24 protein-coding genes are annotated in these 24,685 nt (G+C 73.0%); 9 read left to right on the top strand and 15 right to left on the bottom strand.

Annotated features, from left to right (window positions below; all coding sequences use genetic code 11):
- Window positions 1-45 precede the first annotated feature (45 nt).
- Window positions 46-1,737: a DUF885 domain-containing protein gene (locus OOK38_RS27545; protein WP_266756131.1), complete on the top strand. Its 1,692-nt coding sequence runs from the start codon at window positions 46-48 to the stop codon at window positions 1,735-1,737.
- Window positions 1,738-1,924: 187 nt separating this feature from the next.
- Here OOK38_RS27545 and OOK38_RS27540 read toward each other — a convergent pair whose 3' ends face one another.
- Entirely contained in the window at window positions 1,925-2,440 is a 516-nt protein-coding gene (locus OOK38_RS27540; RefSeq protein ID WP_266756133.1) for an immunity 21 family protein, read from the bottom strand.
- Between the two features lie 119 nt (window positions 2,441-2,559).
- Window positions 2,560-3,129: a rhodanese-like domain-containing protein gene (locus OOK38_RS27535; RefSeq protein WP_266756135.1), complete on the bottom strand. Its 570-nt coding sequence runs from the start codon at window positions 3,127-3,129 to the stop codon at window positions 2,560-2,562.
- Between the two features lie 181 nt (window positions 3,130-3,310).
- Between OOK38_RS27535 and OOK38_RS27530 the strand changes: the two genes are divergently transcribed.
- Complete coding sequence (locus OOK38_RS27530) at window positions 3,311-3,757, top strand: Lrp/AsnC family transcriptional regulator (RefSeq protein ID WP_266756137.1); 447 nt, start codon at window positions 3,311-3,313, stop codon at window positions 3,755-3,757.
- Between the two features lie 32 nt (window positions 3,758-3,789).
- On the opposite strand, the gene OOK38_RS27525 is transcribed toward OOK38_RS27530, so the two are convergent.
- From OOK38_RS27525 to OOK38_RS27505, 5 genes are all read right to left on the bottom strand, one after another.
- On the bottom strand, window positions 3,790-6,795 hold the full coding sequence (locus OOK38_RS27525) for an SMC family ATPase (protein ID WP_266756139.1): 3,006 nt from the start codon (window positions 6,793-6,795) through the stop codon (window positions 3,790-3,792).
- 55 nt (window positions 6,796-6,850) lie between these two features.
- The gene (locus OOK38_RS27520; RefSeq protein WP_266756141.1) at window positions 6,851-8,014 is read right to left on the bottom strand and encodes an exonuclease SbcCD subunit D; all 1,164 of its coding nucleotides are present in this window, start codon (window positions 8,012-8,014) and stop codon (window positions 6,851-6,853) included.
- A 108-nt stretch (window positions 8,015-8,122) separates the two neighbouring features.
- Window positions 8,123-8,749, bottom strand: coding sequence for a YigZ family protein (locus OOK38_RS27515; protein WP_266756143.1), 627 nt, complete (start codon window positions 8,747-8,749; stop codon window positions 8,123-8,125).
- A gap of 418 nt (window positions 8,750-9,167) precedes the next feature.
- The gene (locus OOK38_RS27510) at window positions 9,168-9,710 is read right to left on the bottom strand and encodes a histidine phosphatase family protein (RefSeq protein ID WP_266756144.1); all 543 of its coding nucleotides are present in this window, start codon (window positions 9,708-9,710) and stop codon (window positions 9,168-9,170) included.
- Window positions 9,707-10,465 (bottom strand): hypothetical protein, encoded by a 759-nt coding sequence (locus OOK38_RS27505; RefSeq protein WP_266756146.1) that lies wholly within the window; start codon window positions 10,463-10,465, stop codon window positions 9,707-9,709. Before OOK38_RS27505 ends, OOK38_RS27510 begins: the two co-directional genes overlap by 4 nt.
- 101 nt (window positions 10,466-10,566) lie before the next feature.
- Here OOK38_RS27505 and OOK38_RS27500 point away from each other — a divergent pair, with 101 nt between their 5' ends.
- The 3 genes from OOK38_RS27500 (at window position 10,567) to OOK38_RS27490 (ending at window position 11,832) form a co-directional block, all read left to right on the top strand.
- Window positions 10,567-10,845 (top strand): hypothetical protein, encoded by a 279-nt coding sequence (locus OOK38_RS27500; RefSeq protein ID WP_266756148.1) that lies wholly within the window; start codon window positions 10,567-10,569, stop codon window positions 10,843-10,845.
- A 55-nt stretch (window positions 10,846-10,900) separates the two neighbouring features.
- Window positions 10,901-11,308, top strand: coding sequence for a CoA-binding protein (locus tag OOK38_RS27495; RefSeq protein WP_266756150.1), 408 nt, complete (start codon window positions 10,901-10,903; stop codon window positions 11,306-11,308).
- Window positions 11,309-11,391: 83 nt separating this feature from the next.
- On the top strand, window positions 11,392-11,832 hold the full coding sequence (locus OOK38_RS27490; RefSeq protein WP_266756152.1) for a GNAT family N-acetyltransferase: 441 nt from the start codon (window positions 11,392-11,394) through the stop codon (window positions 11,830-11,832).
- A gap of 86 nt (window positions 11,833-11,918) precedes the next feature.
- On the opposite strand, the gene OOK38_RS27485 is transcribed toward OOK38_RS27490, so the two are convergent.
- Window positions 11,919-12,827, bottom strand: a complete 909-nt coding sequence (locus OOK38_RS27485; protein WP_266756154.1) for an alpha/beta fold hydrolase — start codon at window positions 12,825-12,827, stop codon at window positions 11,919-11,921.
- Window positions 12,828-13,293: 466 nt separating this feature from the next.
- Between OOK38_RS27485 and ppk2 the strand changes: the two genes are divergently transcribed.
- Entirely contained in the window at window positions 13,294-14,211 is a 918-nt protein-coding gene (gene ppk2 / locus OOK38_RS27480; RefSeq protein ID WP_266756156.1) for a polyphosphate kinase 2, read from the top strand.
- Between the two features lie 184 nt (window positions 14,212-14,395).
- Here ppk2 and OOK38_RS27475 read toward each other — a convergent pair whose 3' ends face one another.
- Complete coding sequence (locus OOK38_RS27475) at window positions 14,396-14,755, bottom strand: metalloregulator ArsR/SmtB family transcription factor (protein WP_266756158.1); 360 nt, start codon at window positions 14,753-14,755, stop codon at window positions 14,396-14,398.
- A 62-nt stretch (window positions 14,756-14,817) separates the two neighbouring features.
- Here OOK38_RS27475 and OOK38_RS27470 point away from each other — a divergent pair, with 62 nt between their 5' ends.
- A complete protein-coding gene (locus tag OOK38_RS27470) occupies window positions 14,818-15,900 on the top strand; it encodes a cation diffusion facilitator family transporter (protein ID WP_266756160.1) in 1,083 nt (360 codons plus the stop codon).
- 308 nt (window positions 15,901-16,208) lie between these two features.
- Here the strand turns inward: OOK38_RS27470 and OOK38_RS27465 are convergent, their stop codons facing one another.
- Together OOK38_RS27465 and OOK38_RS27460 are read right to left on the bottom strand one after the other, a co-directional pair.
- On the bottom strand, window positions 16,209-16,766 hold the full coding sequence (locus tag OOK38_RS27465; protein WP_266756161.1) for a YbaK/EbsC family protein: 558 nt from the start codon (window positions 16,764-16,766) through the stop codon (window positions 16,209-16,211).
- Between the two features lie 44 nt (window positions 16,767-16,810).
- A complete protein-coding gene (locus tag OOK38_RS27460; RefSeq protein WP_266756163.1) occupies window positions 16,811-17,383 on the bottom strand; it encodes a helix-turn-helix domain-containing protein in 573 nt (190 codons plus the stop codon).
- A gap of 93 nt (window positions 17,384-17,476) precedes the next feature.
- Here OOK38_RS27460 and OOK38_RS27455 point away from each other — a divergent pair, with 93 nt between their 5' ends.
- Window positions 17,477-18,334 carry a DMT family transporter gene (locus OOK38_RS27455; protein WP_266756165.1) on the top strand — a complete coding sequence of 286 codons (858 nt, stop codon included), beginning with the start codon at window positions 17,477-17,479 and terminating at the stop codon, window positions 18,332-18,334.
- 44 nt (window positions 18,335-18,378) lie between these two features.
- Here OOK38_RS27455 and OOK38_RS27450 read toward each other — a convergent pair whose 3' ends face one another.
- Window positions 18,379-19,197, bottom strand: a complete 819-nt coding sequence (locus OOK38_RS27450; protein ID WP_266756167.1) for an acyltransferase — start codon at window positions 19,195-19,197, stop codon at window positions 18,379-18,381.
- A 140-nt stretch (window positions 19,198-19,337) separates the two neighbouring features.
- Here OOK38_RS27450 and OOK38_RS27445 point away from each other — a divergent pair, with 140 nt between their 5' ends.
- Window positions 19,338-19,868, top strand: coding sequence for a gamma carbonic anhydrase family protein (locus OOK38_RS27445; protein ID WP_266756168.1), 531 nt, complete (start codon window positions 19,338-19,340; stop codon window positions 19,866-19,868).
- A gap of 5 nt (window positions 19,869-19,873) precedes the next feature.
- Here the strand turns inward: OOK38_RS27445 and OOK38_RS27440 are convergent, their stop codons facing one another.
- From OOK38_RS27440 to OOK38_RS27430, 3 genes are all read right to left on the bottom strand, one after another.
- A complete protein-coding gene (locus tag OOK38_RS27440; RefSeq protein ID WP_266756170.1) occupies window positions 19,874-20,524 on the bottom strand; it encodes a DedA family protein in 651 nt (216 codons plus the stop codon).
- A 181-nt stretch (window positions 20,525-20,705) separates the two neighbouring features.
- Window positions 20,706-21,806 carry an NAD-dependent epimerase/dehydratase family protein gene (locus tag OOK38_RS27435; RefSeq protein ID WP_266756172.1) on the bottom strand — a complete coding sequence of 367 codons (1,101 nt, stop codon included), beginning with the start codon at window positions 21,804-21,806 and terminating at the stop codon, window positions 20,706-20,708.
- Between the two features lie 263 nt (window positions 21,807-22,069).
- Entirely contained in the window at window positions 22,070-24,538 is a 2,469-nt protein-coding gene (locus OOK38_RS27430) for a beta-glucosidase (RefSeq protein ID WP_266756174.1), read from the bottom strand.
- Window positions 24,539-24,685: the final 147 nt, after the last annotated feature.

The following is a 24,685-nucleotide window of genomic DNA, read 5'->3' as shown; positions in this document are numbered from 1 at the left end:
CTGGCCGGGCTGACGTGGCGCCCGCCCCCGTATGAGGATGTGCTCATGTCACAGACGAAGAGCCCGTTGCCCCGCGAGGTCGCCGACACCTATGTCGACGAGCTCATCGCCCTCGACCCGGTTCTCGGCACCTACCTCGGTGTGAAGGAAAGTCACGGCAGGCTTCCCGACACCTCGCCCGCCGGCCAGGAGGCCGTCGCCGAGCTGGCGCGGGTGACGCTCGCGCGGCTGGACGAGGCGGAGCGCCGGCCCGGCGCGGACCGTGACATCGAGCGCCGTTGCGGCCGGCTGCTGCGTGAGCGGCTCACCGCCGCCCTCGCGGTCCACGACGCGGGCGAGGGCCTGCGGTCGGTCGGCAATCTGCACACGGCGGCGCACAGCGTGCGGGAGGTCTTCACCCTGACGCCGACGGAGACCGACGAGGACTGGGCCACGGTCGCCGAGCGGCTGCGCGCGGTACCGGCCGCGCTCGCGGGCTACCGGGAATCCCTGGCGCTCGGGCTGGACCGCAAGCTGTACGCGGGCCCGCGCCCGACCGCGACGTTCATCGAGCAGCTCACCGAGTGGTCGGACACGGACGGGCAGGGCCGCGGCTGGTTCGAGGACTTCGTCTCGGCGGGCCCCGACTCCGCGCGGGTGGAGCTGGACGCGGCGGCGCGTGCCGCCACGGAGGCCCTGGTCGCCCTCCGGGACTGGATGCGCGAGGTGTACGCGCCCACGATCGAGGGCGCGCCGAACACGGTGGGCCATGAGCGGTACGCCCGTTTGGCGCGCTACTTCAACGGTACGGATCTCGACCTCGGCGAGGCGTACGCGTACGGCTGGGCCGAGTACCACCGTCTTCTCGCCGAGATGAGGACCGAGGCCGAGAAGATCCTGCCCGGCGCCGCGACTCCCTGGGTCGCGCTCGCCCATCTCGACGAGCACGGCCGCCACATCGAGGGCGTCGAGGAAGTCCGGACCTGGCTCCAGGAGCTGATGGACGAGGCCATCGCGGCGCTGGACGGCACGCACTTCGAACTCGCCGAGCCGGTACGGAAGGTGGAGTCCCGCATCGCCCCGCCCGGCGGCGCCGCGGCCCCCTACTACACCGCCCCCTCGCAGGACTTCTCCCGTCCGGGCCGCACCTGGCTGCCCACGATGGGGCAGACCCGTTTCCCCGTCTACGACCTCGTCTCGACCTGGTATCACGAGGGTGTGCCCGGCCATCATCTCCAGCTCGCGCAGTGGGTGTACGTCGTCGACGACCTGTCCCGCTACCAGGCCACCGTCGGCCAGGTCAGCGCCAACTGCGAGGGCTGGGCGCTGTACGCGGAGCGGCTGATGGACGAGCTGGGCTTCCTCGCGGACGCGGAGCAGCGGCTCGGCTACCTCGACGCGCAGATGATGCGGGCCGCCCGGGTCATCGTCGACATCGGCATGCATCTGGAGCTGGAGATCCCGGCCGACTCGCCGTTCCACCCGGGCGAGCGCTGGACCCCGGAGCTGGCGCAGGAGTTCTTCGGCTCGCACAGCAGCCGCCCCGCCGACTTCGTGGAGAGCGAGCTGACCCGCTACCTCACGATCCCCGGGCAGGCCATCGGGTACAAGCTCGGCGAGCGCGCCTGGCTGCTGGGCCGCGAGAACGCGAAGAAGCGTCACGGTGACGCCTTCGACGCCAAGGCCTGGCACATGGCGGCACTGTCCCAGGGCTCCCTGGGCCTGGACGACCTGGTGGACGAGCTGTCCCGGCTCTGACGGCCCCACGCGGCGGCCGGGATCGGCCCGTCAGGTGCCGGTGCCGGTTGCCGGTGTCCCACGGCACCGGCACCCGACGGCACGGCCCGGTACGCACGGAAGGCTCCCCCGGCCGCTACGGGGAAGGGGGCCCCGACCGCCGCACGCCGGGTGGAGTCCGGCCGTCGCGCCCGGGCTCAGTGCGGGGTCAGTGCGTCAGCCGACGGAGCTGTACGAGGCCCACCCATGTCTCGGGTCCCGGCTCCACACGGGCCGCGCGGACCCCGTACCGGCCCGGTTCGAGGGCCACCCTCACATGGTCCGTGCGCTCGGAGGCGGTGCCCGGCCAGGCCGCGTCGAACAGGACGACGGGGCCGGGCACGTTCCACTGCACCTCGGGTTCCCACACGGCCGCCGCCAGCGCCGCCGGGACGACGGCGAGCAGTTCGTCCTCGGACTCGGCGGCGCACCAGCGTACGAAGGTGCCGTGCTCGGGAAGGTAGGCGGTCGAGGCGGGTTCGTCGCCGAGGACCAGTGCCCTGGTGTCGCCGACGGGCAGGAGCCCGACGAACCCGTCGACGTCACACGCCCGGTCGTAGTCGCAGGACATGTCGTCGCCGCCGGCCCCCGACCAGAACGGGAGCACCACTTCCGGGATCGCTATGAGCGGCCCGCCGCCCGACTCCACCCACTGGACCGCACCGGGGTCCGCGTATCTGGCCATGCGCAGAAGTTACACGGCTGGGATTCACCCCGGTGGCGCAGGCGCCGCAGAAGGCCGGAGTCGGACATCGGCGGCGGACGCGGGTGTCGAGGCCGACGGAGCAGGGCCCCCTCTCGGGGTCAGCAGCCGCAGGCGTCCGCGTCCACGGGCGCCGTCAGCGGGTCCGCGGCAGGGCGCTCACGACCCTCCCAGGTCTCGAACTCGAAACCCTCGCGCGCCCAGTACTCGAAGCCGCCGAGCATCTCCTTGACCTGGAAGCCGAGTTCGGCGAGGGCGAGGGCCGCTCGGGTCGCGCCGTTGCAGCCGGGGCCCCAGCAATAGGTGACGACGGGCACCGACTTGTCCAGGAGCTGCTCGGCCTGCTCGGCGATGAGAGCGGTCGGCAGGTGGACGGCGCCGGGAATGTGTCCCTGGTCCCACGACTCGGTGGAGCGGGAGTCGAGGACGACGAATCCGGGGTCACCGCCGGCGGCGAGAGCGGCGGCCACGTCGGACACGTCCGCGTGGAACGCGAGGCTCGCCCCGAAGTAGGCGGCCGCGGCGGCCGGCGAGGCGGGCGCCACCCGCAGAACGGGGTTCACCACCGTCACGGAACGTGCCCCGGAACCGGTCACCGTGCCCTCCGTGGCGGTGGTCGGCGCGGAAACGGTCACCGTGCCGTTCCGGGTGGCGTCGGCAGTCGCAGTCATGGTCTGGCCTTTCTCCCGAGCCCCGCCGAACCGGTGCCGCCTTCGCCACCCCGGTGCCTCGTCCGCACCGATCTCGCGGGACTTCCTGGCCAGAAATCTACGTCCGTCGATCTCCATCTTGAAGTGACGATCCACTGCATCGGGGTTGATCGGCCGGGGATTCACCTGGTATCCATCACGGATGACCGCGTATTCCCCGGACGCCACCGACTGGCGCATCCTCGATGTCCTCCAGCGCGAGGGCCGGTCCAGCTTCGCCGAGCTGGCCCGTGCCGTCTCCATGTCCGCGAGCGCGGTCACCGAACGGGTACGCCGTCTGGAAGAGGCGGGCGTCATACAGGGGTACGCGGCTGTCGTCGACCCCGAGAGCCTGGGACTGCCGATCCTGGCGTTCGTACGGCTCCGGTATCCGAACGGCAACTACAAGCCGTTCCACGACCTCATCGAGGCGACGCCCGAGATCCTGGAGGCGCACCACGTCACGGGCGACGACTGCTTCGTCATCAAGGTCGCGGCGCGCTCGATGATTCACCTGGAGACGGTCTCGGGCAAGATCGGCACACTGGGCTCGGTGACGACGAGCGTCGTCTACTCCTCACCGCTGCCGCGCCGCCCGCTGGGCCACTGAGACCGCCCCGGTCCGGGCCCCGGCCGTTCGCCTCACGCCTCCGCACCCCGCTGCCGTACGACCGACCCCGTTCTCCCCTTCACCACTTCCAGCTGGGCGTGGATGCGGCGCCGCAGGTCGGCGACATGGCTGACGATGCCGACGCTGCGGTCGCGTTCCCGCAGCGAGTCGAGGACGTCGAGCACCTCGTCCAGGGTCTGGTCGTCGAGGCTGCCGAAGCCCTCGTCGATGAAGAGCGTGTCGAGGCGGACCCCGCCGGCCTCGTCGGTGACCACGTCGGCGAGCCCGAGGGCCAGGGCGAGGGAGGCGAAGAAGGTCTCGCCCCCGGAGAGCGTCGCCGTGTCGCGCTCCCGGCCGGTCCAGGCGTCCACGACGTGCAGTCCGAGCCCGCTGCGTCCGCGGCCCGCCCGGTCGTCGGAGTGCACGAGGGTGTAGCGCCCCGAGGACATCCGCTGGAGGCGGACCGTCGCGGCGGCGGCCACCTGCTCCAGACGTGCGGCGAGGACGTACGACTCCAGGCGCATCTTGCGTTCGTTGTCCGCCGACGTGCCGGCCGCCAGACCGGCCAGCCGGGCCACACGGTCGTACTCCTCGCGCAGCGGGGCGAGCCGGTGGACTCCCCTCGCCGCACGGGTGGAGAGCGCGTCCAGCTCCGCGCAGCGCCGCGCCGCCGCGTCCTGCGCCGAGGCGGCGTCCCGCAGGCGGCGGGCGGCGGACTCGGCCGTCCGCTCGGCGGCCCGCAGGTCGGCGGGCGGGCGCCGCGCCGCGGCCGTGGTGTCGGCCTCGGCGAGCACGGACCGAACCGCGGACTCCTCCAACTGCCATGCGTCGAGCTGTCGTTGCAGATCGCGGTGGGCCGCGTCGCCGAGCAGCGCGGCGGCCGCGGCCTGCGGGGTCTCGAACCCGGCGCGGAAGGCCGCGTCGGCGAGTCGGGCGTCGGCCTCCTTGAGGCGCTGCGCGGTGTCCTCGGCCGCTCGAACGCGGTCCGCGGCCTCGGTGAGCAGCGTGACCCGCCGCTCCAGCTGCGCGGCCCGCTCGGACACGCTCCCGGCGGTGCCCCGAGCCTGCTCCAACTCTCCGGCCAGCGAGGTCTTTTCGCGGTCGAGGGCATCCCTGAGCGAGGCCCGTGAGGCGACCCGGCGGGCGGCCTCCTGCTGGGCGGTCAACCGCCGCTCGTGTTCGCGCTCGGCCTGTTCGCGGGCCTCGCGTGCGGCGTGCAGCCCGGAGGCCGCCGCGCGGGCCTCGCCGTGCAGCCGCTCCAACTCCTGGGCTCGTTCGGCGAGTTGCCCGGTCGGGGTGTCCCCCGCCTCGGCGGTCGCGGCGGCCAGCGCCTCGCGGACGACGCCGAGCCTGCGCTCGGCCTCGGTGCGTTCCTCGTCGGCGCGCCGGTAGGCGGCGAGGGCCTTCTCCTCCGTCTCGCGGTCGACGTGACCGGCGATCTTCCGGGCGGGCGCGGGGTGTTCGGTGGCGCCGCACACGGCGCAGGCCGCGCCGTCGACCAGACCGGCGGCGAGTTCGGCGGCGATGCCCTGGAGGCGCTGTTCCTTCAGTTCCAGCCAGTGGGCGTGCGCCGCTGTCGCGTGCTCGCGCGCGGTGAGGCCGCGCGCGTGGGCGTTCTCGGTGTCCTTGGCCAACTCGTCACGCAGGCGGGCCGCGTCGAGCCGCTTGAGAGCCGGTTCGCGCTGGACGGCGAGCTGTTCGGCGCGGGCGGCGCCCTCCTGGGCGGACTCGATCCGCGCCTCGAGGCCCGCGCGGGTGTCCTCCCAGCCGGCCAGCCAGCTCTCGGCGTCCTGGAGGACGTCCTCGTCGGCGCGCTCCTGGCGGTCCAAGGAGGCGCGCTCCGTGCCCAGTTCGGACAGGCGCCGCTCCGCGCGCCGTGCCGACTCCAGGCCGCCCAGTTCCTCGGTGGCCTTGCGCGCGGCGGCCGTGAGCCCGGGTGCTCCGGCGTCGGCGAACGTCTCCGGCAGGGCGGCGCGCGCCCGGGTCTCCGCGGCGGCCGCCCGCCGGTGCTCCGCCTCGGCGGATTCCCGCAGGTCGAGTGCGGGGGCCACCGCCTCGGCCTTGCGCCCGCGCTCCATCCGCGCCTGGGTGTCCCGGTGGGCGTCGGCGCGTCCTTCCAGCCGCGCGGCGCGCTCCCGTGCCTCGGTGAACCGGCGCTGCAACCGGTCCACTTCGCGGACGTCGTCGAGCTCGCGGTCGGCCGCGGCCTGCGCCGATTCGGCGGACCCGCGGGCGCAACGGGCGATGTCCAGCTCTTCGCGAGCGGTGCTGCGGGCCACCGCCGCCCAGGAGAGCACGGACTCGGCGAGGCCCGGATCGCCGGGCGCGAGGTCGGGCAGCGGTTCCTCGGCGGTGGGCCCGGCCTCCTGGTGCATCCGGTGCGCGTCGGCCAGCAACGCGGCGTCACCGGCCCGCACTTCGGCCTCGGCCGCGCGACGCCGCTCGGCGAGGCGCTTCTCGACCTCGGCGAAGCGGTGGGTGTCGAAGAGCCGGCCGAGCAGCTTGCCGCGGGCCTCGGCGTCGGCCCGCAGGAAGCGCGCGAAGTCGCCCTGGGGCAGCAGCACGACCTGGCAGAACTGCTCGCGGCTCATACCGAGCAGCTGGGTGATCTCTTCGCCGATCTCCTGGTGGGAGCGGCTGAGGTCCTTCCAGGAGGCGGCGGTCGCGTCGTACTCGCGCAACCAGGTCTGGGCCTTGTCGACGGTCGTACCGGGCCGGTTGCCCTTCTTGGGGCGCTCCCAGGGCGGCTGCCGGGTGACTTCCAGCCGGCGTCCGGCGACGGTGAGTTCGAGGCGGATCTCGGTACGGGTGGCGGGTTCCGCGTGGTCGCTGCGCAGGCCGAGGCCCTGACCGCTCTGCCGGGCGCCGGGGACGGCTCCGTACAGCGCGTAGCAGACGGCGTCGAGGACGGATGTCTTGCCCGCACCGGTCGGTCCGTGCAGCAGGAAGATCCCGGCGGTGGACAGTTCGTCGAAGTCGACCCGCTGGGCGCCGCCGAAGGGGCCGAAGGCGGTGATGTCCAGGCGGTGCAGCCTCATCGGGTCCTCTCGCTCTCCGGGCGGGTGGCCCCCTGGGTGTACGGCGGACGTGAGGTCACCGGGCCACCTCCCGTACGGTCTCGTCGGCGCGGACGGCGTCGAACGCGTCCCGGAGCACGGCCTGTTCGTGGGTGTCGGGGCCCGCGCCGCGCACATGGGCCACGAAGTCCTCGGCGATCTGCTGCTCGCTGCGGCCGGCCAGCCTGCGGGCGTAGGAGATGTCCGGGGCCTGCGGGGAGCGCTCGGGGTCGAAGACGAGGCTGAGCGTGTGCGGGAAGCGCTCGGCGAGCCGCGCCATGGGGTCGGCCGGCCGCACGGGGTCGGTGAGGGTCGCCTCGACCCAGGCGCCGGTGTGGCGCTCCAGCTCCGGGTCGGCGAGGAGGTCGACCAGGTGTCCGCGGACACGGGCGAGCGGCCGGGGCACGGGGCAGTCGATCCGCTCCGTGGCCAGGGAGCCGTCGGGGCCGAGGTCCACGAGCCACATGGTCTTGCGGTGGCCGGCCTCCGAGAACGAGTACGGCAGCGGGGAGCCCGAATAGCGCACGCGCTGGCCGATGATCTGGCTGCCGTGCAGGTGGCCGAGGGCCGTGTAGTCGACGCCGTCGAAGACTCCGGCGGGCACGGAGGCGACGCCGCCGACGGTGATGTCCCGCTCGCTGTCGCTCACCTCGCCGCCGGTGACGAAGGCGTGGGCGAGGACGACGGAGCGGGTTCCCGGCGCACGGGTGGCGAGGTCGGCGCGGACCCGGTCCATGGCGGCGGCCAGGACAGCTTCGTGGCCCGCCTTCTCCACCCCGAACTCGTCCTTCACCAGGGCGGGTTCGAGGTAGGGCAGGCCGTAGAAGGCGACGTCGCCGTGGGCGTCGGCCAGCACCACGGGTGTGCCGCACCCCGCGGGGTCGGTCCGCAGATGGATGCCCGCTCGCCCGATGAGTCCGGCTCCGACGCCGAGCCTGCGGGCCGAGTCGTGGTTCCCGGAGATCATCACGGTGGGCACGCCGAGGTCGGCGAGCCGGTGCAGGGCCTCGTCGAAGAGCTGGACGGCGGCCAGCGGCGGGACGGCACGGTCGTACACGTCTCCCGAGACGACCACCGCGTCCACCTCGCGCTCGCGCGCGGTCGTGACGAGGTGGCCGATGAAGTCGGACTGGGCGCCGAGCATGTTCACCCGGTGGAACGCCCGGCCGAGATGCCAGTCGGAAGTGTGCAGGAGCCTCATGATCCCCGAAGGGTAACGGCCGGGTCTGACATCACGGGCGGTTACTCCCGTATCGGCCGGTCATGACGGACACAGGAGTTGACCGATTCATCCCGATTGCCCGGACTGTCACGCGTCTCCGTAGGCCTCTCCGCCCAGCTCCAGCCGGGCCGTCCCCGCCGTCGCGTCGGCCAACCACGCCCGGAAGGCCTCCACATCGGCGTCCGGCAGCCCGATCTCGATGGTGACCGCCTCGCCGTAACGCACATCACGTACCTCGCGCCCGGTGGACCGAAGATCGTTCTGCACCTTGCCGGCCCGCTGGTGGTCGACCGTCACCGTGGCCAGCCGGAACCGGCGCCGGGTGATGGAGCCCAGCGCGTCGAGCGCCTCGCCCACCGAGCCGCCGTACGCCCTGATCAGTCCGCCGGCGCCCAGCTTGACCCCGCCGTAGTAGCGGGTGACGACGGCGACGACGTACCGCATGTCGCGGCGCAGCAGCATCTGGAGCATGGGGACGCCCGCGGTGCCGCCCGGTTCGCCGTCGTCGCTCGCCTTCTGCACGGCGGCGTCGGCTCCGATGACGTACGCGAAGCAGTTGTGCGTGGCGTCCGCGTGGTCCTTGCGGACGGCGGCGATGAAGTCCTGTGCCTCCCGCTCGGTGGCGGCCGGGGCGAGGGCACACAGGAAACGGGAGCGGTTGACCTCGGTCTCGTGCACGCCCGGGCGGGCCACTGTGCGGTACTCGTCCTGCATCACGCCAGCGTATGCGCTGCACGCGCGCGTGGCCGACGGCAGGCCTCGCGCCCCGCCCCCGCGGCGCCGGTCACGCCCTCTCCACGCTCGGTCGCGGCCTGGGCACGACCCCGGCCACCGCCGGACCACAGCGACCTCCGGCCCGGCAGCCCGCCCTGCTCCGGTCCGACCCAGCCCGCTCCGATCCGGCCCAGCCGAACCCGGCCCGCTCCGATCCGGCCCGCCCCCGACCGGTCCGACCCCTACCCAGCACCGCACCGCACCGCACCGCACCGCACCGACGATGGTCTTGACCCCGATCAGCCCGGCGCGCGTCCCCGTCCTGGACGACGGCGCGATCGAGCCGGTCCCCCGCGAGGTGCTCCGCAGCGCCGCGTCCGGTCCGGACCGAGGTCGCCGGGTGCACGTCGGCCGGGATTCACTCCTTCTTGCCCCTCGGCACGACCACGTCCGTCAACAGCGCCTCGCCGGAGCCGAGTTCGCGCCAGGAGCTGCCGTGCCAGACCAGGACGGCGACGGCCGAGGTCGGGAACTTCGTCCGGACCAGGGCCAGTGTGTCGTCGAGGCCGTCCACGGCCAGTTCGAGGACCAGCTCCTCGAGTCCGGGGTTGTGCCCGACCAGCAGCAAGGTGCGGACGTGTTCCGGGACTTCGCGCACGGCCTCCAGCAACTCCGGTACGTCCGCGCCGTACAGCCGGCCATCGTGCCGTACGGGCGGCGGAGTGCCCCACTGCTCCGCGGCCAACTGCCAGGTCTCCCGGGCGCGTACGGCGGTCGAGCACAACGCGAGGTCCGGCAGCAGGTCGGCGTCCGCCATGGCGCGTCCGACGGCGGGGGCGTCGCGGCGGCCGCGCGTCGCGAGCGGCCGCTCGTGGTCCGGTACTCCGTCGGGCCAGGCAGACTTGGCGTGCCGCAGCACGACCAGCCTTCGCCGCGGACCCGACGCGACGCGCGCGTTCACAGCGACGCCCCGATCTCGCGGGTGAGTTCGAGGCCGAGCAGCCGGTCGGCGTAGGCGTACGTCTCGAAGCGGGCGCCCTCCGCGAGGTCCGACGTCTCCACCCACCGCAGTACGTCCAGTACGCCGGGCACGTCCAGGTCGTCCTCCCAGGCGCCGCGCAACCGTGCGCGTACGTCGTCGGGGACCGGCTTGGACGGCCGGGTGGCCCATCCTGCGACGGCGGCGCGCCAGCGCTCGAGTGTGCCCTCGGCCTCCGCCAGGGCGCCCGCGTCGAGGCGCACGGGCAGGTCTCTGCGCCGGGCGAGCAGCGCCAGACGCAGCACGGTGGAATCCGCCGGAGCGGAACCGGCGCCGAGGTCCGTTCCGGGAGAGCCGTCGGTGTCGACGGGCGCCACCTCGACCCGTACGCCGTCCGTCGCGGTGCCCTCGGGCACGAGGACGTCGATGGTCTGTGTCGCGGCCGGTCCCGGTCCGGCGTCGTGGTGGTCCTCGAAGGGCCGGATACCGAGGTCCGCGGCGCTCGCCCGAAGGCGCGCGGCATCCGCTGGATCGGCCGGGTCCGCCGCCGAGGTCAAGGTCGCCCAGACGGGACTGCCCCCGATCTCCAGCGCCCGTACCAGGACGTCGGCGAAGAGGAGCACGCGCAGACCTGTCGCGCCGAACCCGGGCACGTGCGCGTGGACACGGACCAGGCCTCGGCGGGCGCGGGCTGCGTCGATGGGTTCGCCCGTGCGGGCGTCGAGGATACGGAGCACGAGGTGAGCCTAGGCGGGCGAACGGCCGGCGGTGGGGAGGAGGGGACCGTTCCGGACAGTCGCTCGCGTCAACGGGTGCCCGTGACCCGGCCGCCCCGCACGTGACTCCGGCGGCGCAGACCGCGGCCACCACGCTCGAGACGACCGCCCGTCTCGGCGGCCCCGCCCGCCCCGGCAGCTACCGGCGGCTGGTCTCCGGCCCCGGCCGGCCGGTCGTCGTACGCGAGGAGCTCGCCGCCGCCCGCCCCGGACGCGAGGGCCGGCGTACCCCGCTCGCCTGCTTCGTCCCGTTCACCGATCCGCACCCGGCCGGCGTCCAGGAGGAGTGGGCGGGCGGCCCGGGCGACCGCAACGCAGAGTTGCCGGGAATCACCGCGTGACGCGCGCTGTTCTCCCCGCTGAGCAGCCATGCCAGGAACCACAGGGAGGCCGACCGTGTACGGCGACCAGGCAACGATCCGCAAGATCCTCACCGAGCTCGGCGACACCTGGGCGATCGTCGGACTCTCGTCGAACCAGCGCCGCGCGGCCCACGGTGTCGCCGACGTGCTCCAGCGGTACGGCAAGCGGATCGTGCCCGTGCACCCCAAGGCCGAGACCGTGCACGGGGAGAAGGGGTACGCGTCCCTCGCGGACATCCCCTTCGACGTCGACGTCGTCGACGTCTTCGTGAACAGCGACCTCGCCGGGCCGGTCGCGGACGAGGCCGTCGCCATCGGCGCCAAGGCCGTCTGGTTCCAGCTCGACGTGATCGACGAGGCCGCGTACGACCGGGCGCGCGCCGCCGGACTCGACATGGTGATGGACCGCTGCCCCGCCATCGAGATCCCGCGCCTGGGCTGACCCCCGCCGGGCACCGCCGCCCCCGTCGCACCCGCGCGCAAATGCTGTTGACGCCGCACGGCCCGCACCGGTTTCCTGCTGCGGTGCCCATCCTTCGCATCGAACAGCCGGACGACGAAGCCCGTGTCGCGGACTGGCAGCACGTCCACAACGTGATCGTCCCGCCCGCCGCGATGTCGCTCGACGACGTACGCGAGCGGGTCAGGCGCAACCGTCTGGAGGTCGCGTACCTCGGCGACGTCCTGGTGGGCTGCACGACGGTGCGTCCGCCCACCGACGACGGCGCGACGGCGACCGTGATCGCCCGCGTGCTCGCCGAGTACCGCGGGCGGGGCTTCGGTGAGGAGTTGTACGCACGCGGTCTGGAGCAGGCGCGGGCGTTGGGCGCGGAGAAGATCGAGACGGTCGTCCTCGCGGCCAACGAGGAGGGGCTGCGCTTCGCCGAGCGACACGGCTTCGTGGAGATCGAGCGCTATGTCCTGCCGGGCGAGACCGCCGAATGGATCGACCTGCGGCTGACCTGAGCGGCGGAGGCCCGGCGGTCGGCCCGGCCGTACCGTACCGCCGCCGGTCCGGCGGCCGGTGCACACGTGCGATACGCCCCCGCCCGTCAGTCCCGCGAGCCGTCCTTCCGGCTGCCCCACCGGGCGTCCGTCCGGCTGTCCCTCCCGTTGGCCTCCCGGTCGAGGAATCCCGCGACCGCCTCACGGAAGCCCCGCGGGTCGTCGAGCCACGGGAAGTGGCCGGCGCCCGGCAGGACGGTCAGTTCGGCCCGGGGGAAGAGGTCCGCGACGGCGGCGGCGACGCGCGGCAGCGGACCGCTGTCCAGCTCGCCCGCGACGATCAGTACGCGCGCGTCCCAGGTGGCCACGGCCTCGCGCGCTTCGGCGGGCCGGAAGGCGCCGGGGGCCGCGTAGTGATCGGCGGCCTCCTCGTTGGTCTGGTCGACGTCGGTTGCGGCATGCGCCCGCGCCGCCGCGTCCCAGCGACCGTAGAAGAACGGGGTGGCCGCGTCCCAGTCGGCGTCGTTCGCGGTGCCGGCCCAGATCCGCCCGTACGCCTCGTGCGCGCTCGCGAACCACGGTTCCGCCGAACGCCGCGCCGCGCCCTCCGCGCGGTGCTCCGCGGTGAAGTCGACGCCGAGGGCCCGCGCCCGTCCGGTGACCAGGGTGAGGGAGCGGACCCGCCCGGGGTGCCGGAGGGCGTAGAGGAGCGCGAGGTCGCCGCCCGCCGAGTGGGCGAGCAGATCGACCCGGTCGAGCCCGAGGTGCGCGCGGAACGCCTCGACGTCGTCGACCTGCCGGTCGCAGCGGTACGTCGCCGGGTCGTCCGGAGGCGCGGAGCCGCCGGTGCCTCGCAGATCGAGCACATGCAGCCGACGGTGCAGTGTCAGTCCGCCGAGGTCACCGAGGTAGTCGGAGGCGCGCATCGGTCCGCCGGGCAGACAGAGCAGCGGCGGGCCCTCGCCCCTTGTGTGATGGGCGAGTCGGGTTCCGTCAGGGGCGGTGAAGAGCGGCATGGCCGTCATCATCTTCAGCGCTTCGCGTTGCGGGCAAGCGATTTGATGGATCATCAGGATCTCTGGAACGAAGCGCGGTTGTCCGTTGTGCCCGCGACCGCACGTTCACCCCCATTCGGACGTGCGAGGGTTTTGCCTCCGGTTCTCCGTACGTACGCCTCCGATTGCTTCCCTTGGGGGATGGACCACATCACGGCGGGCGCGCTCGGCCATGACGCGGGGTGCGCCGGTGTGGATCATCGCGTCGGCGGGCCTCGCCATCGGGCCGGGCACCCACCTGGGCGGCCGGCGGATCATCCGGACGGCCCCGGGGGCGACACCCTGGGTTCGCGCAGGCCGGGCTGTGCTTCCTGGGCTGCGCGGCCGTGGAGGCGTACGGCATCCACCTGATCGTGCCGCGGGTCCACTGACACGGCGGGAAGAAGCCGATCGGCGGACAATCGGAACAGGGGAAGAGGAGGGCCGGATGACGGAACTGCTGGCAGGCATGCGGGTCGACTACACCGACCACGACGACCCCGTACTGATCCGGCCGGACGGCAGTCCGGTGGACACCTGGCGGGAGAACTACCCGTACGAGCAGCGCATGGAGCGCAAGGAGTACGAGTGGCACAAGCGGCTCCAGCAGATCGAGCTGCTGAAGCTGCAGAGCTGGATCAAGGAGACCGGCCGGCGGCTCGTCATCGTCTTCGAAGGGCGCGACGCGGCCGGCAAGGGCGGCACGATCAAGCGCTTCACCGAGCACCTCAACCCGCGCGGCGCGCGCGTGGTCGCGCTGGTGAAGCCGACCGAGCGGGAGCGCGGGCAGTGGTACTTCCAGCGATACGTGGAGCACCTGCCGACCGAGGGCGAGATCGTGATGTTCGACCGCTCCTGGTACAACCGGGCGGGTGTGGAGCGCGTGATGGGCTTCTGCACCGACGACGAGTACCGGCGGTTCATGCGGCAGGCGCCCGCCTTCGAGCGGATGCTCGTCGACGACGGTGTGGACCTGATCAAGTTCTGGTTCTCGGTCTCCCAGAGTGAGCAGCGCACCCGCTTCACGATCCGCCACGTCGACCCGGTACGGCAGTGGAAGCTGAGCCCCATGGATCTGGCCTCGCTGGACCGCTGGGACGACTACACGGCGGCCAAGGTCGCCATGTTCCGCGAGACGGACACCGAGCAGGCGCCCTGGACGGTGGTGAAGAGCAACGACAAGAAGCGGGCCCGCGTCGAGGCCATGCGCAGCGTCCTGGCCCGCTTCGCCTACGAGAACAAGGACGAGGAGGTCGTCGGCAGCCCCGACCCGAGCATCGTGGGCGCGGCGGCGAACCTGCTGGAGGAGGGCGAGGAGGGCGAGGACCACGTGGCGCCCCCGGGCGATCACGCGGCGACACCCTGACCCCCTGACATCAGCCCCCGCACACGGACTCGCCCGCACGTCAGCCCGGCCGCACACGGACTCGCCCGCAGGTCAGCCCGGCCATGGGCGGACTCGCCCGCACGTCAGCCCGGCCAGGTGCGGACGCGTCGCGGCCTCACCCCGAGGTCGGCTCCGGAGCGGGCCCGAGTCTCCGCGAGTGCTCTCAGTCGTGCGCCGGCCGGTCGGAGAGCCGGTGGTCGGCGAGGCTCAACGCCTCGTCGACGACCCGGCGCAGATGTCCGTCCCCGAGCGAGTAGATCACCCGGCGCCCCTCCTTCCTCGTGTTCACCAGCCCGGCGAGACGGAGCCGGGCCAGATGCTGGCTCACGGCCGGACGGGCCGCTCCGCATGTCTCGGTCAAGGTCGAGACATCGGCCTCGCCACCGGTCAGGGCGTGCAGCAGCGCGAGGCGGGTGCGATCACCGAGAAGGGCGAGGAGTTCGGCGGCGAGCGCGAACTGTTCCTCGCCGGGGGTGCGCGGGTGCGCATCGTGCGCAGGTGATAGGTGCATGCGTGCGCTCATACGCACATAATGGCGTCGTGGGCGCCCGCACGTCCACTCCCGCACGCCGGAAGGGGACGCACGTGAACGACCCGCACCATCACGAACACGGCCACGAGCACGAGCACGGCCACCCACACGGCCACGGCCACACGATTCCCCGAGCGCACAGCCATCCGCGCGGGCTCACGAGCCGGCTGCGCCACCTCCTCACGCCTCACTCCCACGAAACCGCCGACAAACTCGACTCCGCGCTGGAGTCGTCGGCCCGGGGCATGCGGGCCCTTTGGGTCTCCTTGGCCGTCCTCGGCGCAACGGCCCTGGCACAGGCGGTCGTTGTCGTGATGTCGGGGTCGGTCGCGCTGCTCGGCGACACCGTGCACAACGCGGCCGACGCGCTGACCGCCCTGCCGCTCGGGGTCGCCTTCGTGCTGGGCCGCCGAGCCGCGACGCGGCGCTTCACCTACGGCTACGGGCGGGCGGAGGACCTGGCGGGCATCGTGATCGTGCTGACGATCGCCGCGTCCGCCGCCTTCGCGGCCTGGGCGGCGGTGGGCCGACTGCTCGACCCGCACCCCGTGCGGCACCTCCCCGTGGTCGCCGCCGCCGCGCTCATCGGCTTCGCCGGTAACGAGTGGGTGGCCCGGCACCGCATCCGGGTCGGTCGCGAGATCGGCTCCGCCGCGCTGGTCGCGGACGGACTCCATGCCCGTACCGACGGATTCACGTCGCTCGCGGTGCTGGTGGGCGCGGGCGGCTCGGCGCTGGGCTGGCAACTCGCCGACCCACTCGTGGGGTTGGCGATCACCGCCGCGATCCTGCTGGTGCTGCGCGATGCCGCCCGGGAGGTCTTCCGGCGCGTGATGGACGCCGTGGAACCGGAGTTGGTGGACCGCGCCGAGCGGGCGCTGCGGCAGGTCGAGGGCGTGCGTGACGTGGGCGAACTGCGGCTGCGCTGGATCGGACACCGGCTGCGCGCCGAGGTGGCGGTCGTGGTGGACGGCGAGGCGACCGTGCGCCGGGCCCACGACATCGCCGTCGAGGCCGAACACGCCCTGCTGCACGCCGTCCCGAAGCTGACCGCCGCCCTGGTCCACGCCGATCCGGCACCGGAGCCCGGGGAGGCGGATCCTCATCGGACGCTGGCACACCACGCCCAGGCGTGAAACCGTCGTCGGCCATCGGGGAGCCGCTGGTAAGCCCACACGCGGGACCGGCGCCGAGCACGGCGAGCACGGCGAGCACGGCGAGCACGGCGAGCACGGCGAGCACGGCGAGCACGGCGAGCACGGCGAGCACGGCGAGCACGGCGAGCACGGCGAGCACGGCGAGCACGGCGAGCACGGCGAGCACGGCGAGCACGGAACTTCAGAGGACGCCGACCCGTCACGCTTCAGCGCGACCCAGGGCGCCCATGCCTGATGGGGGGGCAGAGCCCCTCCCGCACCGACCCGTCACACCCCTGCGTGCGGGATCAGGCGATCCCCAGCCCCTCCAGCACGACCGCGTTCGGCAGCTCCGCGAACGCCTTGCCCGGTACCAGGAGTTTGCCGCGCCGGCGGCCGCTGCCCACGAGCACGTACGGCAGGTCGACGACGGCCGAGTCCACCAACACCGGCCAGTCGCCCGGGAGTCCGACGGGTGTGATGCCGCCGTACTCCATGCCGGTCTCCCCGGTCGCGGTGTCCATCGGGGCGAACGAGGCCTTCCGGGCACCCAGTTGACGCCGTACGGCGTCGTTGACGTCGACACGGGTGGTGGACAGGACGAGGCACGCGGCGAGGGTGGTCTCGCCACCGCGCCTGCCCGCGACGACCACACAGTTGGCGGACACGTCGAGCAGCTCCTTGCCGTAGTGCTCGACGAAGGTGGCGGTGTCGGCCCACTCGGGGTCGGTGTCGACGTAGACGATCTGCCCGGCGGGGGTGGTCCCGCGCCAGTCGCGCACGGCGTCGGCGACGGGGCGGGTGAGCTCGTCCAGGCAGTCGGGGGCGGGGACGGCGTGGTCGAAGTGTCCGATGGGAGCGCGCATGACGGCACGCTAACAGCCGCGCGGAGGGGGCCCGCCGGAGGCCGTCAGTGCACGAGCGGGACCGACACGGCCATGACCATCTCGACCGGGACCTCGCCCTTGTTGGCGTACGTGTGGGGGGTGTTGGCCTCGAAGGACACGCTCGCCCCCTCGGGGACGTCGTGCTCGACGCCGTCGACGGTGAGAGTCATGTCGCCCGCGATGACGTGCACGAGTTCGACGGTGCCGGAGGGGTGCGGGTCGGACGGGCTGCCCTCTCCGGGCATCAGCCGCCAGTCCCACATCTCCAGCGGGCCGGGCGCCTCGGTGCCGGCCAGCAGCCGGTTGTAGCTGCCCGCCTCGGTGTGCCACAGACGTACGGCCTGTTCGGCGGGGACGATCCGGACCTTGGGCCCCTGCTCGTAGTCGAGCAGGGTGGTGATGCTGACGCCGAGGGCGTCGCCGATCTTGACGACGGTACCCAGGCTGGGGTTGGTCCTGGCCTGCTCGATCTGGATGAGCATGCCGCGGCTGACTGCGGCGCGGGCGGCGAGCGCTTCCAGGGTGAAGCCGCGCTCGGTGCGCCAGCGCTTCACGTTGCGCGCCAGGGACTGAGTCAGCAGGTCGAGATCCGACACATTCCGTCCAATATTTTGAATGACAGAGTTCAATCAGATGAACTATCGTGTGGTGCACCTGATCGTTCACCGAACTGTACTGCGAGGCACCCCGTGACAGCACTCTTCGCCCTGGCCACCAGCCTCCTGTGGGGCCTGGCCGACTTCGGCGGAGGTCTGCTGACCCGGCGCACGCCCGCCCTCACGGTGGTCGTCGCCTCCCAGTCGATCGCGGCGGTGGTCCTCGGCGCGATCGTGGTGGCCACCGGCGGCTGGAGCACGGCGGGGCCACAGCTGTGGTTCGCGGTCGCCGCGGGACTGGTGGGTCCGATCGCGCTGCTCTCCTTCTACAAGGCGCTCGCGCTCGGACCGATGGGCGTGGTCTCCCCGCTCGGATCGCTGGCCGTGGCCGTCCCCATCGGCGTCGGCCTGTTCCTCGGGGAGCGCCCCGGGCTGCTGCAGATCGCGGGCATCGCGGTCGCGGTGGCGGGTGTCGTCCTCGCGGGCGGGCCCCAGCTGCGGGGCGCGCCCGTGCAGCGGCAGGCGATCCTCCTCACGCTGATCGCGGCGGCCGGCTTCGGCACCGTGTTCGTGCTGATCGCGGAGGCGTCGTCCTCGGTCACCGGGCTCTTCCTGGCGCTGTTCGTCCAGCGCGTCACCAACGTCGTCACCGGTGGCGCGGCCCTGGCCGTCTCCGTCCGGCGCGGCGCGCCCGCCCTCCCCGAGGGCGGTTTCCCCTGGGCGTCCCTGCCCGCGCTCGCCTTCGTCGGCCTCGCCGACGTCGCGGCCAACGGCACGTACTCGGTCGCCGCCCAGCACGGCCCGGTCACCGTCGCCGCCGTCCTCGCCTCGCTCTACCCGGTGGTCACGGCCCTGGCCGCACGCGGCCTCCTGAGGGAACGGCTGCGCGCGGTGCAGGCCGCCGGAGCGGGGCTGGCGCTTTTCGGCACGGTTCTCCTGGCGACCGGCTGAGCCAGGGTTCCGGTCCAGAGCTCGGCCGCGGACCGGCCGTCGGTTCAGGAATCGGCGCGGATGTCCGCGGGCCGCGCGTGGAGGTCCCCTGAGGCGTCCCGCGCGTCGAGGTCCAGTTCCGCGAGTCGCGCGACCGTCTCCTCGTCCAGTTCCGAGAGCGCCAGCAACTGGTCCGGGGTCACCCCGTCGGGAATCGGCACCGGCGGCGGCGTGCGCAGCGGCGGCTGCCATCCGGCCACGGGGTCCCAGCGCCGGACGACACGTGCGGGGGCTCCGGCGACCACGGAGTGGTCCGGCACCACGCCCCGCACCACCGCACCGGCCGCGACCACGACGTTCCGCCCGATCCGCGCACCCGGCAGGATCACCGCGTTGGTCCCGATCCAGCAGCCCGGCCCGATCTCCACGGGCTCCATGCGCGGCCACTGCTTGCCGATGGGCTCGTGCGGATCGTCGTACGAGTGGTTCGTGGACGTCACGTACACATAGGGCCCGAAGTAGCAGTCGTCGCCGATCGTGACCGTCGTGTCGGCGATGACGTGGCTGCCGCGGCCGAGCACGACGCCGTTCCCGATGCGCAGGATCGGCTCGGGACCGAGGTCGAGATCGGGCATCAGGCCCGCGGTCAGCGTGACCTGTTCGGCGACGATGCAGTACGAGCCGATGTGGATCCAGGGTTCGCCGAAGACCGTGCCGAGCGGGAAGGCCAGTCGGGTGTTGGCTCCCATGGCACCGAAGCGGAACCGCCCCGGGTGCTCGGCCGTGACCGCGCCCTTGCGCTGCGCCCAGGCCCAGCCCGCGTGGACGGCGCGCTGCGCGAGGCGTCGCCGCCATGATGAGAACGTGTTCTTGCTCCTGGGCACCCGCTCACGGTACTCAGAGCGGGCTGTGCCGATGAGGCCGCACGGCTGTGATCTTCGCCCCACCGGGGGCGGGGGTGATGACATACGGTGCCGGTGTACCCAGCGGGACCGGACAACGAGACGACGAGACGGTGACACGAGTGACGACGCAGCAGGCGCTGATCAAGGGGATCGGCGGCAAGGAGCCGCAGGTGGACCAGGAGGCGTTCGTGGCGCCCACCTCAGTGGTCATCGGAGACGTCACGCTGCACGCGGGCGCGAGTGTCTGGTACGGCGCGGTGCTGCGCGCCGACTGCGGCCCGATCGTCATCGGCGCCGGCAGCAACGTGCAGGACAACTGCAGTCTGCACGTGGACCCCGGTTTCCCCATCACCGTCGGGGAGCGGGTCTCGATCGGGCACAACGCCGTGGTGCACGGCGCCACCGTCGAGGACGACTGTCTGATCGGCATGGGCGCCACGGTGCTCAACGGAGCCGTGATCGGGACCGGCTCGCTCGTGGCGGCGCAGGCACTGGTGCCCCAGGGGATGCGGGTCCCGCCGGGCTCACTCGTCGCGGGTGTCCCCGCCAGGGTCAGGCGCCCGCTGACCGACGAGGAGCGCGAGGGCCTCTCGCTGAACGGCACCTTCTACGTGGAACTGGCGAAGGCGCACCGCGAGATCCACGAGTAGCCGCTCTACTCGGCGGCGGGGACGGGCTCCGGCTCCGCCGCGGCGTGCTCCGTCGCCGCCTTCTTCGCCTTGCGGCGGACGATCAGCATCGAGGCGAGTCCGATGAGCACCGCGGCGACCAGACCGAGCCACGAGAAGCGCTTCAGCCAGGACTCGGCGACGACCCCGACGTAGTAGATGACCGCGGTGGTGCCGCCGGCCCAGATGATGCCGCCGAAGACGTTGGCGATCAGGAACTTCCAGTACGGCATCCGCAGCACACCGGCGAGCGGGCCCGCGAAGATCCGCAGCAGCGCGATGAAGCGGCCGAAGAAGACGGCCCACATGCCCCACTTCTGGAAGGAACGCTCGGCCGTGGCGACGTGGCCTTCGCTGAAGTGTCTGGGGAACTTCGCGCCGAGCCAGGCCAGCAGCGGGCGTCCGCCCTTGCGGCCGATGGCGTAGCCGATGGAGTCGCCGACGATCGCCCCGACGCTGGCGCACGCGCCGAGGATGACCGGGTTGATGCCCTCGTGCTGTGAGGAGAGCAGCGCCGCCGAGACCAGGACGATCTCTCCGGGCAACGGAATGCCCAGGCTCTCCAGGCCGATGACCAGGCCCACGAGCGCGTAGATACTGACCGCGGGCACCGTCTCGAGCCAGTCCTGGACGTGCAACGCCGGTTCCTCCCGTTTGGCTGTACGTGACCCGGGCGACGCGTTTCGCGTGATCACCCGGGGTGCGCTTCCCCGGAGCGCCCGCCGGGAAGCCTACCTGGTCGCTCTGAACGGCCGCCCGGACGCGGGACTCGCCCCGTCGGATCCCGTGCGGCGTCCGCGCTCGGGTGCCCTCGATCGATCAGGACGCGCCGACCCGGTCGGCACGCGTCCGTTCCTTGCCGTCGGCGGCCCCGCGCTGCCGCCGCCAGGTCTCGTAGTGGTCGAGGAGCGTCTCCTCGACCGGGCGGTAGGTGATCCCCAGTTCCCGCACGCTCCGGCTGTTGTCCACGCGGAACCGGATACCGAGGTGCTTGCGGATGTAGTCCTGCGTCAGTCCGAAGGCCGGACCCAGGATGCGGACCGGCCAGTGCGGGAGCGCGGTGCGGGGCAGCCGGAGACCGCGGGGATACCGGCTCCGGACGATGCGCGCCATGTCGTGGAAGGACGTCATGGTCTCGGCCGCGACGATGTAGCGGCCCTTGGCGTCCGGGCGCTCCGCCGCCGCGATGTGCGCGTCGGCGACCTCGCGGACGTCCGCCGTGGTGAAGCTGAAATCGGGTGCGCCGTAGAAGAAGTAGCCCTTGAACAGTTCCTCCAGGAGGAACAGGCTGCCGGACTCCGATGTGGGGGTGAGGGACGGGCCGAGGATCAGGCCCGGGTTGACGGACACCAGGCGCCAGCGGTCCTGGGCCGCCTCCGCCGTCCACGCCGCACGCTCCGCGAGCGTCTTCGCGTAGTGGTACGGGTTGTTCTCGACCGTGCTCGTGGTGTTGAAGTACCGCTCGGACAGGACCCCGCCGTCCATGCTCCGGACGTCGATGTAGTCGCCGAAGACCGCGCCGACGGTGGAGGTGAGGACGACCTTCTCGACCGTCGCCGTCCGCTCCACTCCCGCCAGCACGTTGCGCGTGCCGAGCAGGGCCGGGTCGACCATGTCCCTGCGGCCGTCCTTGATCCGCTCCGGCATCAGGAACGGCGACGCCACGTGGAAGACCACGCCGCAGCCGCTCATCGCCGCGTCGAAGGACCCCTCGGTCAGCAGGTCCGCCTCGAACAGCGCCAGCCGGCCGGGGAAGGCCTCCTGCATCTCCCTCAGTGGCCGTGTCTTCGCCGCGCTCGCGGTCCCGCGCACGGTGGTGCGGACCGTGTAGCCCCGCTCCAGCAGCCGCCGGACCAGATGGCTCCCGACGAATCCGCTGCCACCGGTCACCAGGACGGCCGTCCGCCCGCGTACGCCCACGCCCGCACTCCTCGCCGGTCCGGGGACCGGCGCCCCGGCCCACGGGCGACGCGGCATGCACCGCCCACAGGCCAGCGTCGGGCATGGACGGCCGGAAGGGAACAGGCGTGCGCCCCGGGGCCGCCGCGGCGCACCGGCCCTAGCCGTCTCGCCTCGGGCGGTCCCGTTCGTCACCGGCGTCGGACCACCGTCGCGTCAGGGCGCCGCGGATGGACGAGCGGCCGGATCGCTGTCGTGGCGGAAGCCTCCTTCGCCGTCGGGTGTCAGGCCCGTACCTCCACCGCCGTCCTGAGCCGCAGGTCGCCCGAGGAGGCCCCGGCCCACAGGGTTCGGCGCCCGGTGCCGAGCACCCAGGCGTGCTTCCTCGGGTCCCAGGAGGAGAGCGTGCGCGCCGCGACGCGGACGGTGACCCGCCGCCGCTCCCCCACCCGCAGCGCGAGCCGCTGGTAGCCGCCGAGCACCCTCACCGCCTGGTCGAGTCCGAGATCGGGCGACGGCCCGACGTAGACCTGCGCGACCTCGATCCCGGCCCGACGCCCGGTGTTGCGCACGGTGAAACTCACCCGCAGGCCGTGGTGGTCCTGGTGGACCCGCAGGCCGTCGTACGCGAAGGAGGTGTACGAGAGTCCGTGGCCGAAGGGGAACAGGGGCCGTACGCCTTCGGCGTCGTACCAGCGGTAGCCGGCGTGGATTCCCTCGGAGTACTCCTCGGTGCCGTCGACGCCCGGGTAGCGCCGCGGGTCCCCGGCGACCGGGTGATGGGCGTCGTCGACGGCGAAGGACTGGGTGAGCCGTCCGCCGGGGTCGCAGTCGCCGAACAGGACGGCGGCGGTGGCGGACGCGCCCTCCTGGCCCGGGTAGTACATCTGGAGCACGGCGGCCGTCCTCCGCAGCCACGGCATGGAGGTCGACGAGGAGGTGTTGAGGACGACGGTGGTCCGGGGGTTCGCCGCCGACACCGCCTCGATCAGCCGCTCCTGGTGACCGGGGAGCGCGATGGTCGTGCGGTCCAGTCCCTCGGTGGCGTCCTCGTAGGCGAACAGGACGACGCTGTGCGCGGCCCGCGCCGCCGCGACCGCCTCGGCGACGTCCTGGGCGCGGGTGGCGCCGGTGATGCGCCTCAGCCGGAACAGCTGTCCGCCGGTGCCGCCCTTCGCGGTGATCTCCACCTTGTGCGCGCCCTTGGCGAGGTTCAGTGTCCTGCGCCGCACCGACAGGCCGTCGGGCGCGGCGGAGACGAGTCCGCCGGAGAAGTACTCGCCGTAGCCGGGCGCCACGGGGAAGAGGTCCTCGCCGTCGAGCAGGACCTTGGGGCGCTCGCCCGAATAGTGGATGACCAGGGTCCACTCGTCGGCGTCGGCGACGGTGAGGGTCCCCCCGTACGTCCAGGTCCGCCCCGCGGCGACGTCCTGGCCCTCGGTGGAGAGGGCCGGGCTCAGCGCGCTCGCGGGGACGGGCTTGCCGAACAGGTCCTCGCCCAGGGAGTAGGAGACGTGGGCACCTCCGCCCGCGCGGGTTCTGATGGCGTCGAGAGGGCTGTCGGCGTGGTCGGGGACGACATGCGCGCTGCCGCCGCCGCTGACGAAGGGGAGCGAACCGGTGGGCCCGACGACGGCGACGCTGCGGGCCGCCGCGCCGGTCAGGGGCAGCGCCCGGTGTTCGTTGCGGAGCAGGGTGGCCCCCGCCTTGGCCACCTCCAGGGCCACGGCGGCGCCCGCCTTCGCGTCGCGGGCGGGACGGGCCGGGACACTCCCGCCGAGCAGGCCGAAGCGGTCCATCACCGCGAGGACGCGGCGCACGGCCCGGTCCACGTACGCCTCGGGCACGCCTCCGTTCCGGACCGCGGACTTGAGGGCGGCGCCGAAGTAGGTGCCGTCGGGCATCTCCATGTCGAGACCCGCGGTGATCGCGGCGGCGGTGCTGTGGGCGGCGAACCAGTCGGTCATGACCCAGCCGCCGAAGCCCCACCGCTCCCGGAGGATGCCGGTCAGCAGCATCGGGTTCTCGCAGGCGTAGACGCCGCCGACCTTGTTGTAGGCGCCCATGACCGCGCCGGTACCGGCCTCGACCGCCGCCTCGAAGCCGCGCAGTTCGACCTCGTGCAGGGTCTGCTCGTCCGCGACCACGTCGACGGACTGGCGGTCCTTCTCCTGGTTGTTCAGCGCGAAGTGCTTGACGGTGGCGATGAGACCCTCGCCCTGGATGCCGCGGATCTCGGCGGCGACCAGGTCGCCCGCCAGCAGCGGATCCTCGCTGAAGGTCTCGAAGTTGCGGCCCGCGTACGGGGTGCGGATGAGGTTGACCATCGGGGACAGCAGGACGTCCTGGCCGAGGGCGCGGCCCTCGCGTCCGATGACCTGGCCGTAGCGGCGGGCCAGGGCCGGGTCGAAGGCGGAGGCCAGCAGGACGGGGGCGGGCAGCGCGGTCGCGTGCCGGGTGACGCGGACGCCGGCCGGGCCGTCGGCGAGACGCAGGGCGGGGATGCCGAGGCGCGGGACGCCGGGGACGTAGCCGGCCTGGCCGAGCGGGTCCGGGTCGGTCGTGCCGTGCAGGAGGGAGATCTTCTCGTCGAGCGTGAGTCTGCCGATCAGCCCCTCCACGCGAGGGCCCGCGCCGGACACGGACTCCGCGTGGGCGAGCGGGGCGGGGCCGGCGGAGGTGGCCGCCGCGGCGACCGCGATGGCACCACCCACAAGTCGCAGGGCCGATCGCCGGGAAAAGGTCGGGGACATGAGCCGTCACTCCTTCGGTGCGCGGGCACGCCGTCGTGAACCGCGTGGACACCTGTCGGCGGCTGTCGCGTTCGGCCCTTGAACGCGCTGGGCGTCGAGACGACTTGACCGACCGTCAGGAACCACGGGTACGGCGCGAAAGCTATG

Source organism: Streptomyces sp. NBC_00568 (genome assembly GCF_026341855.1).
Lineage (GTDB): Bacteria > Actinomycetota > Actinomycetes > Streptomycetales > Streptomycetaceae > Streptomyces.
Note: the sequence above shows the minus strand (reverse complement) of the source record. Positions and strands in the feature narration are given on the sequence as shown.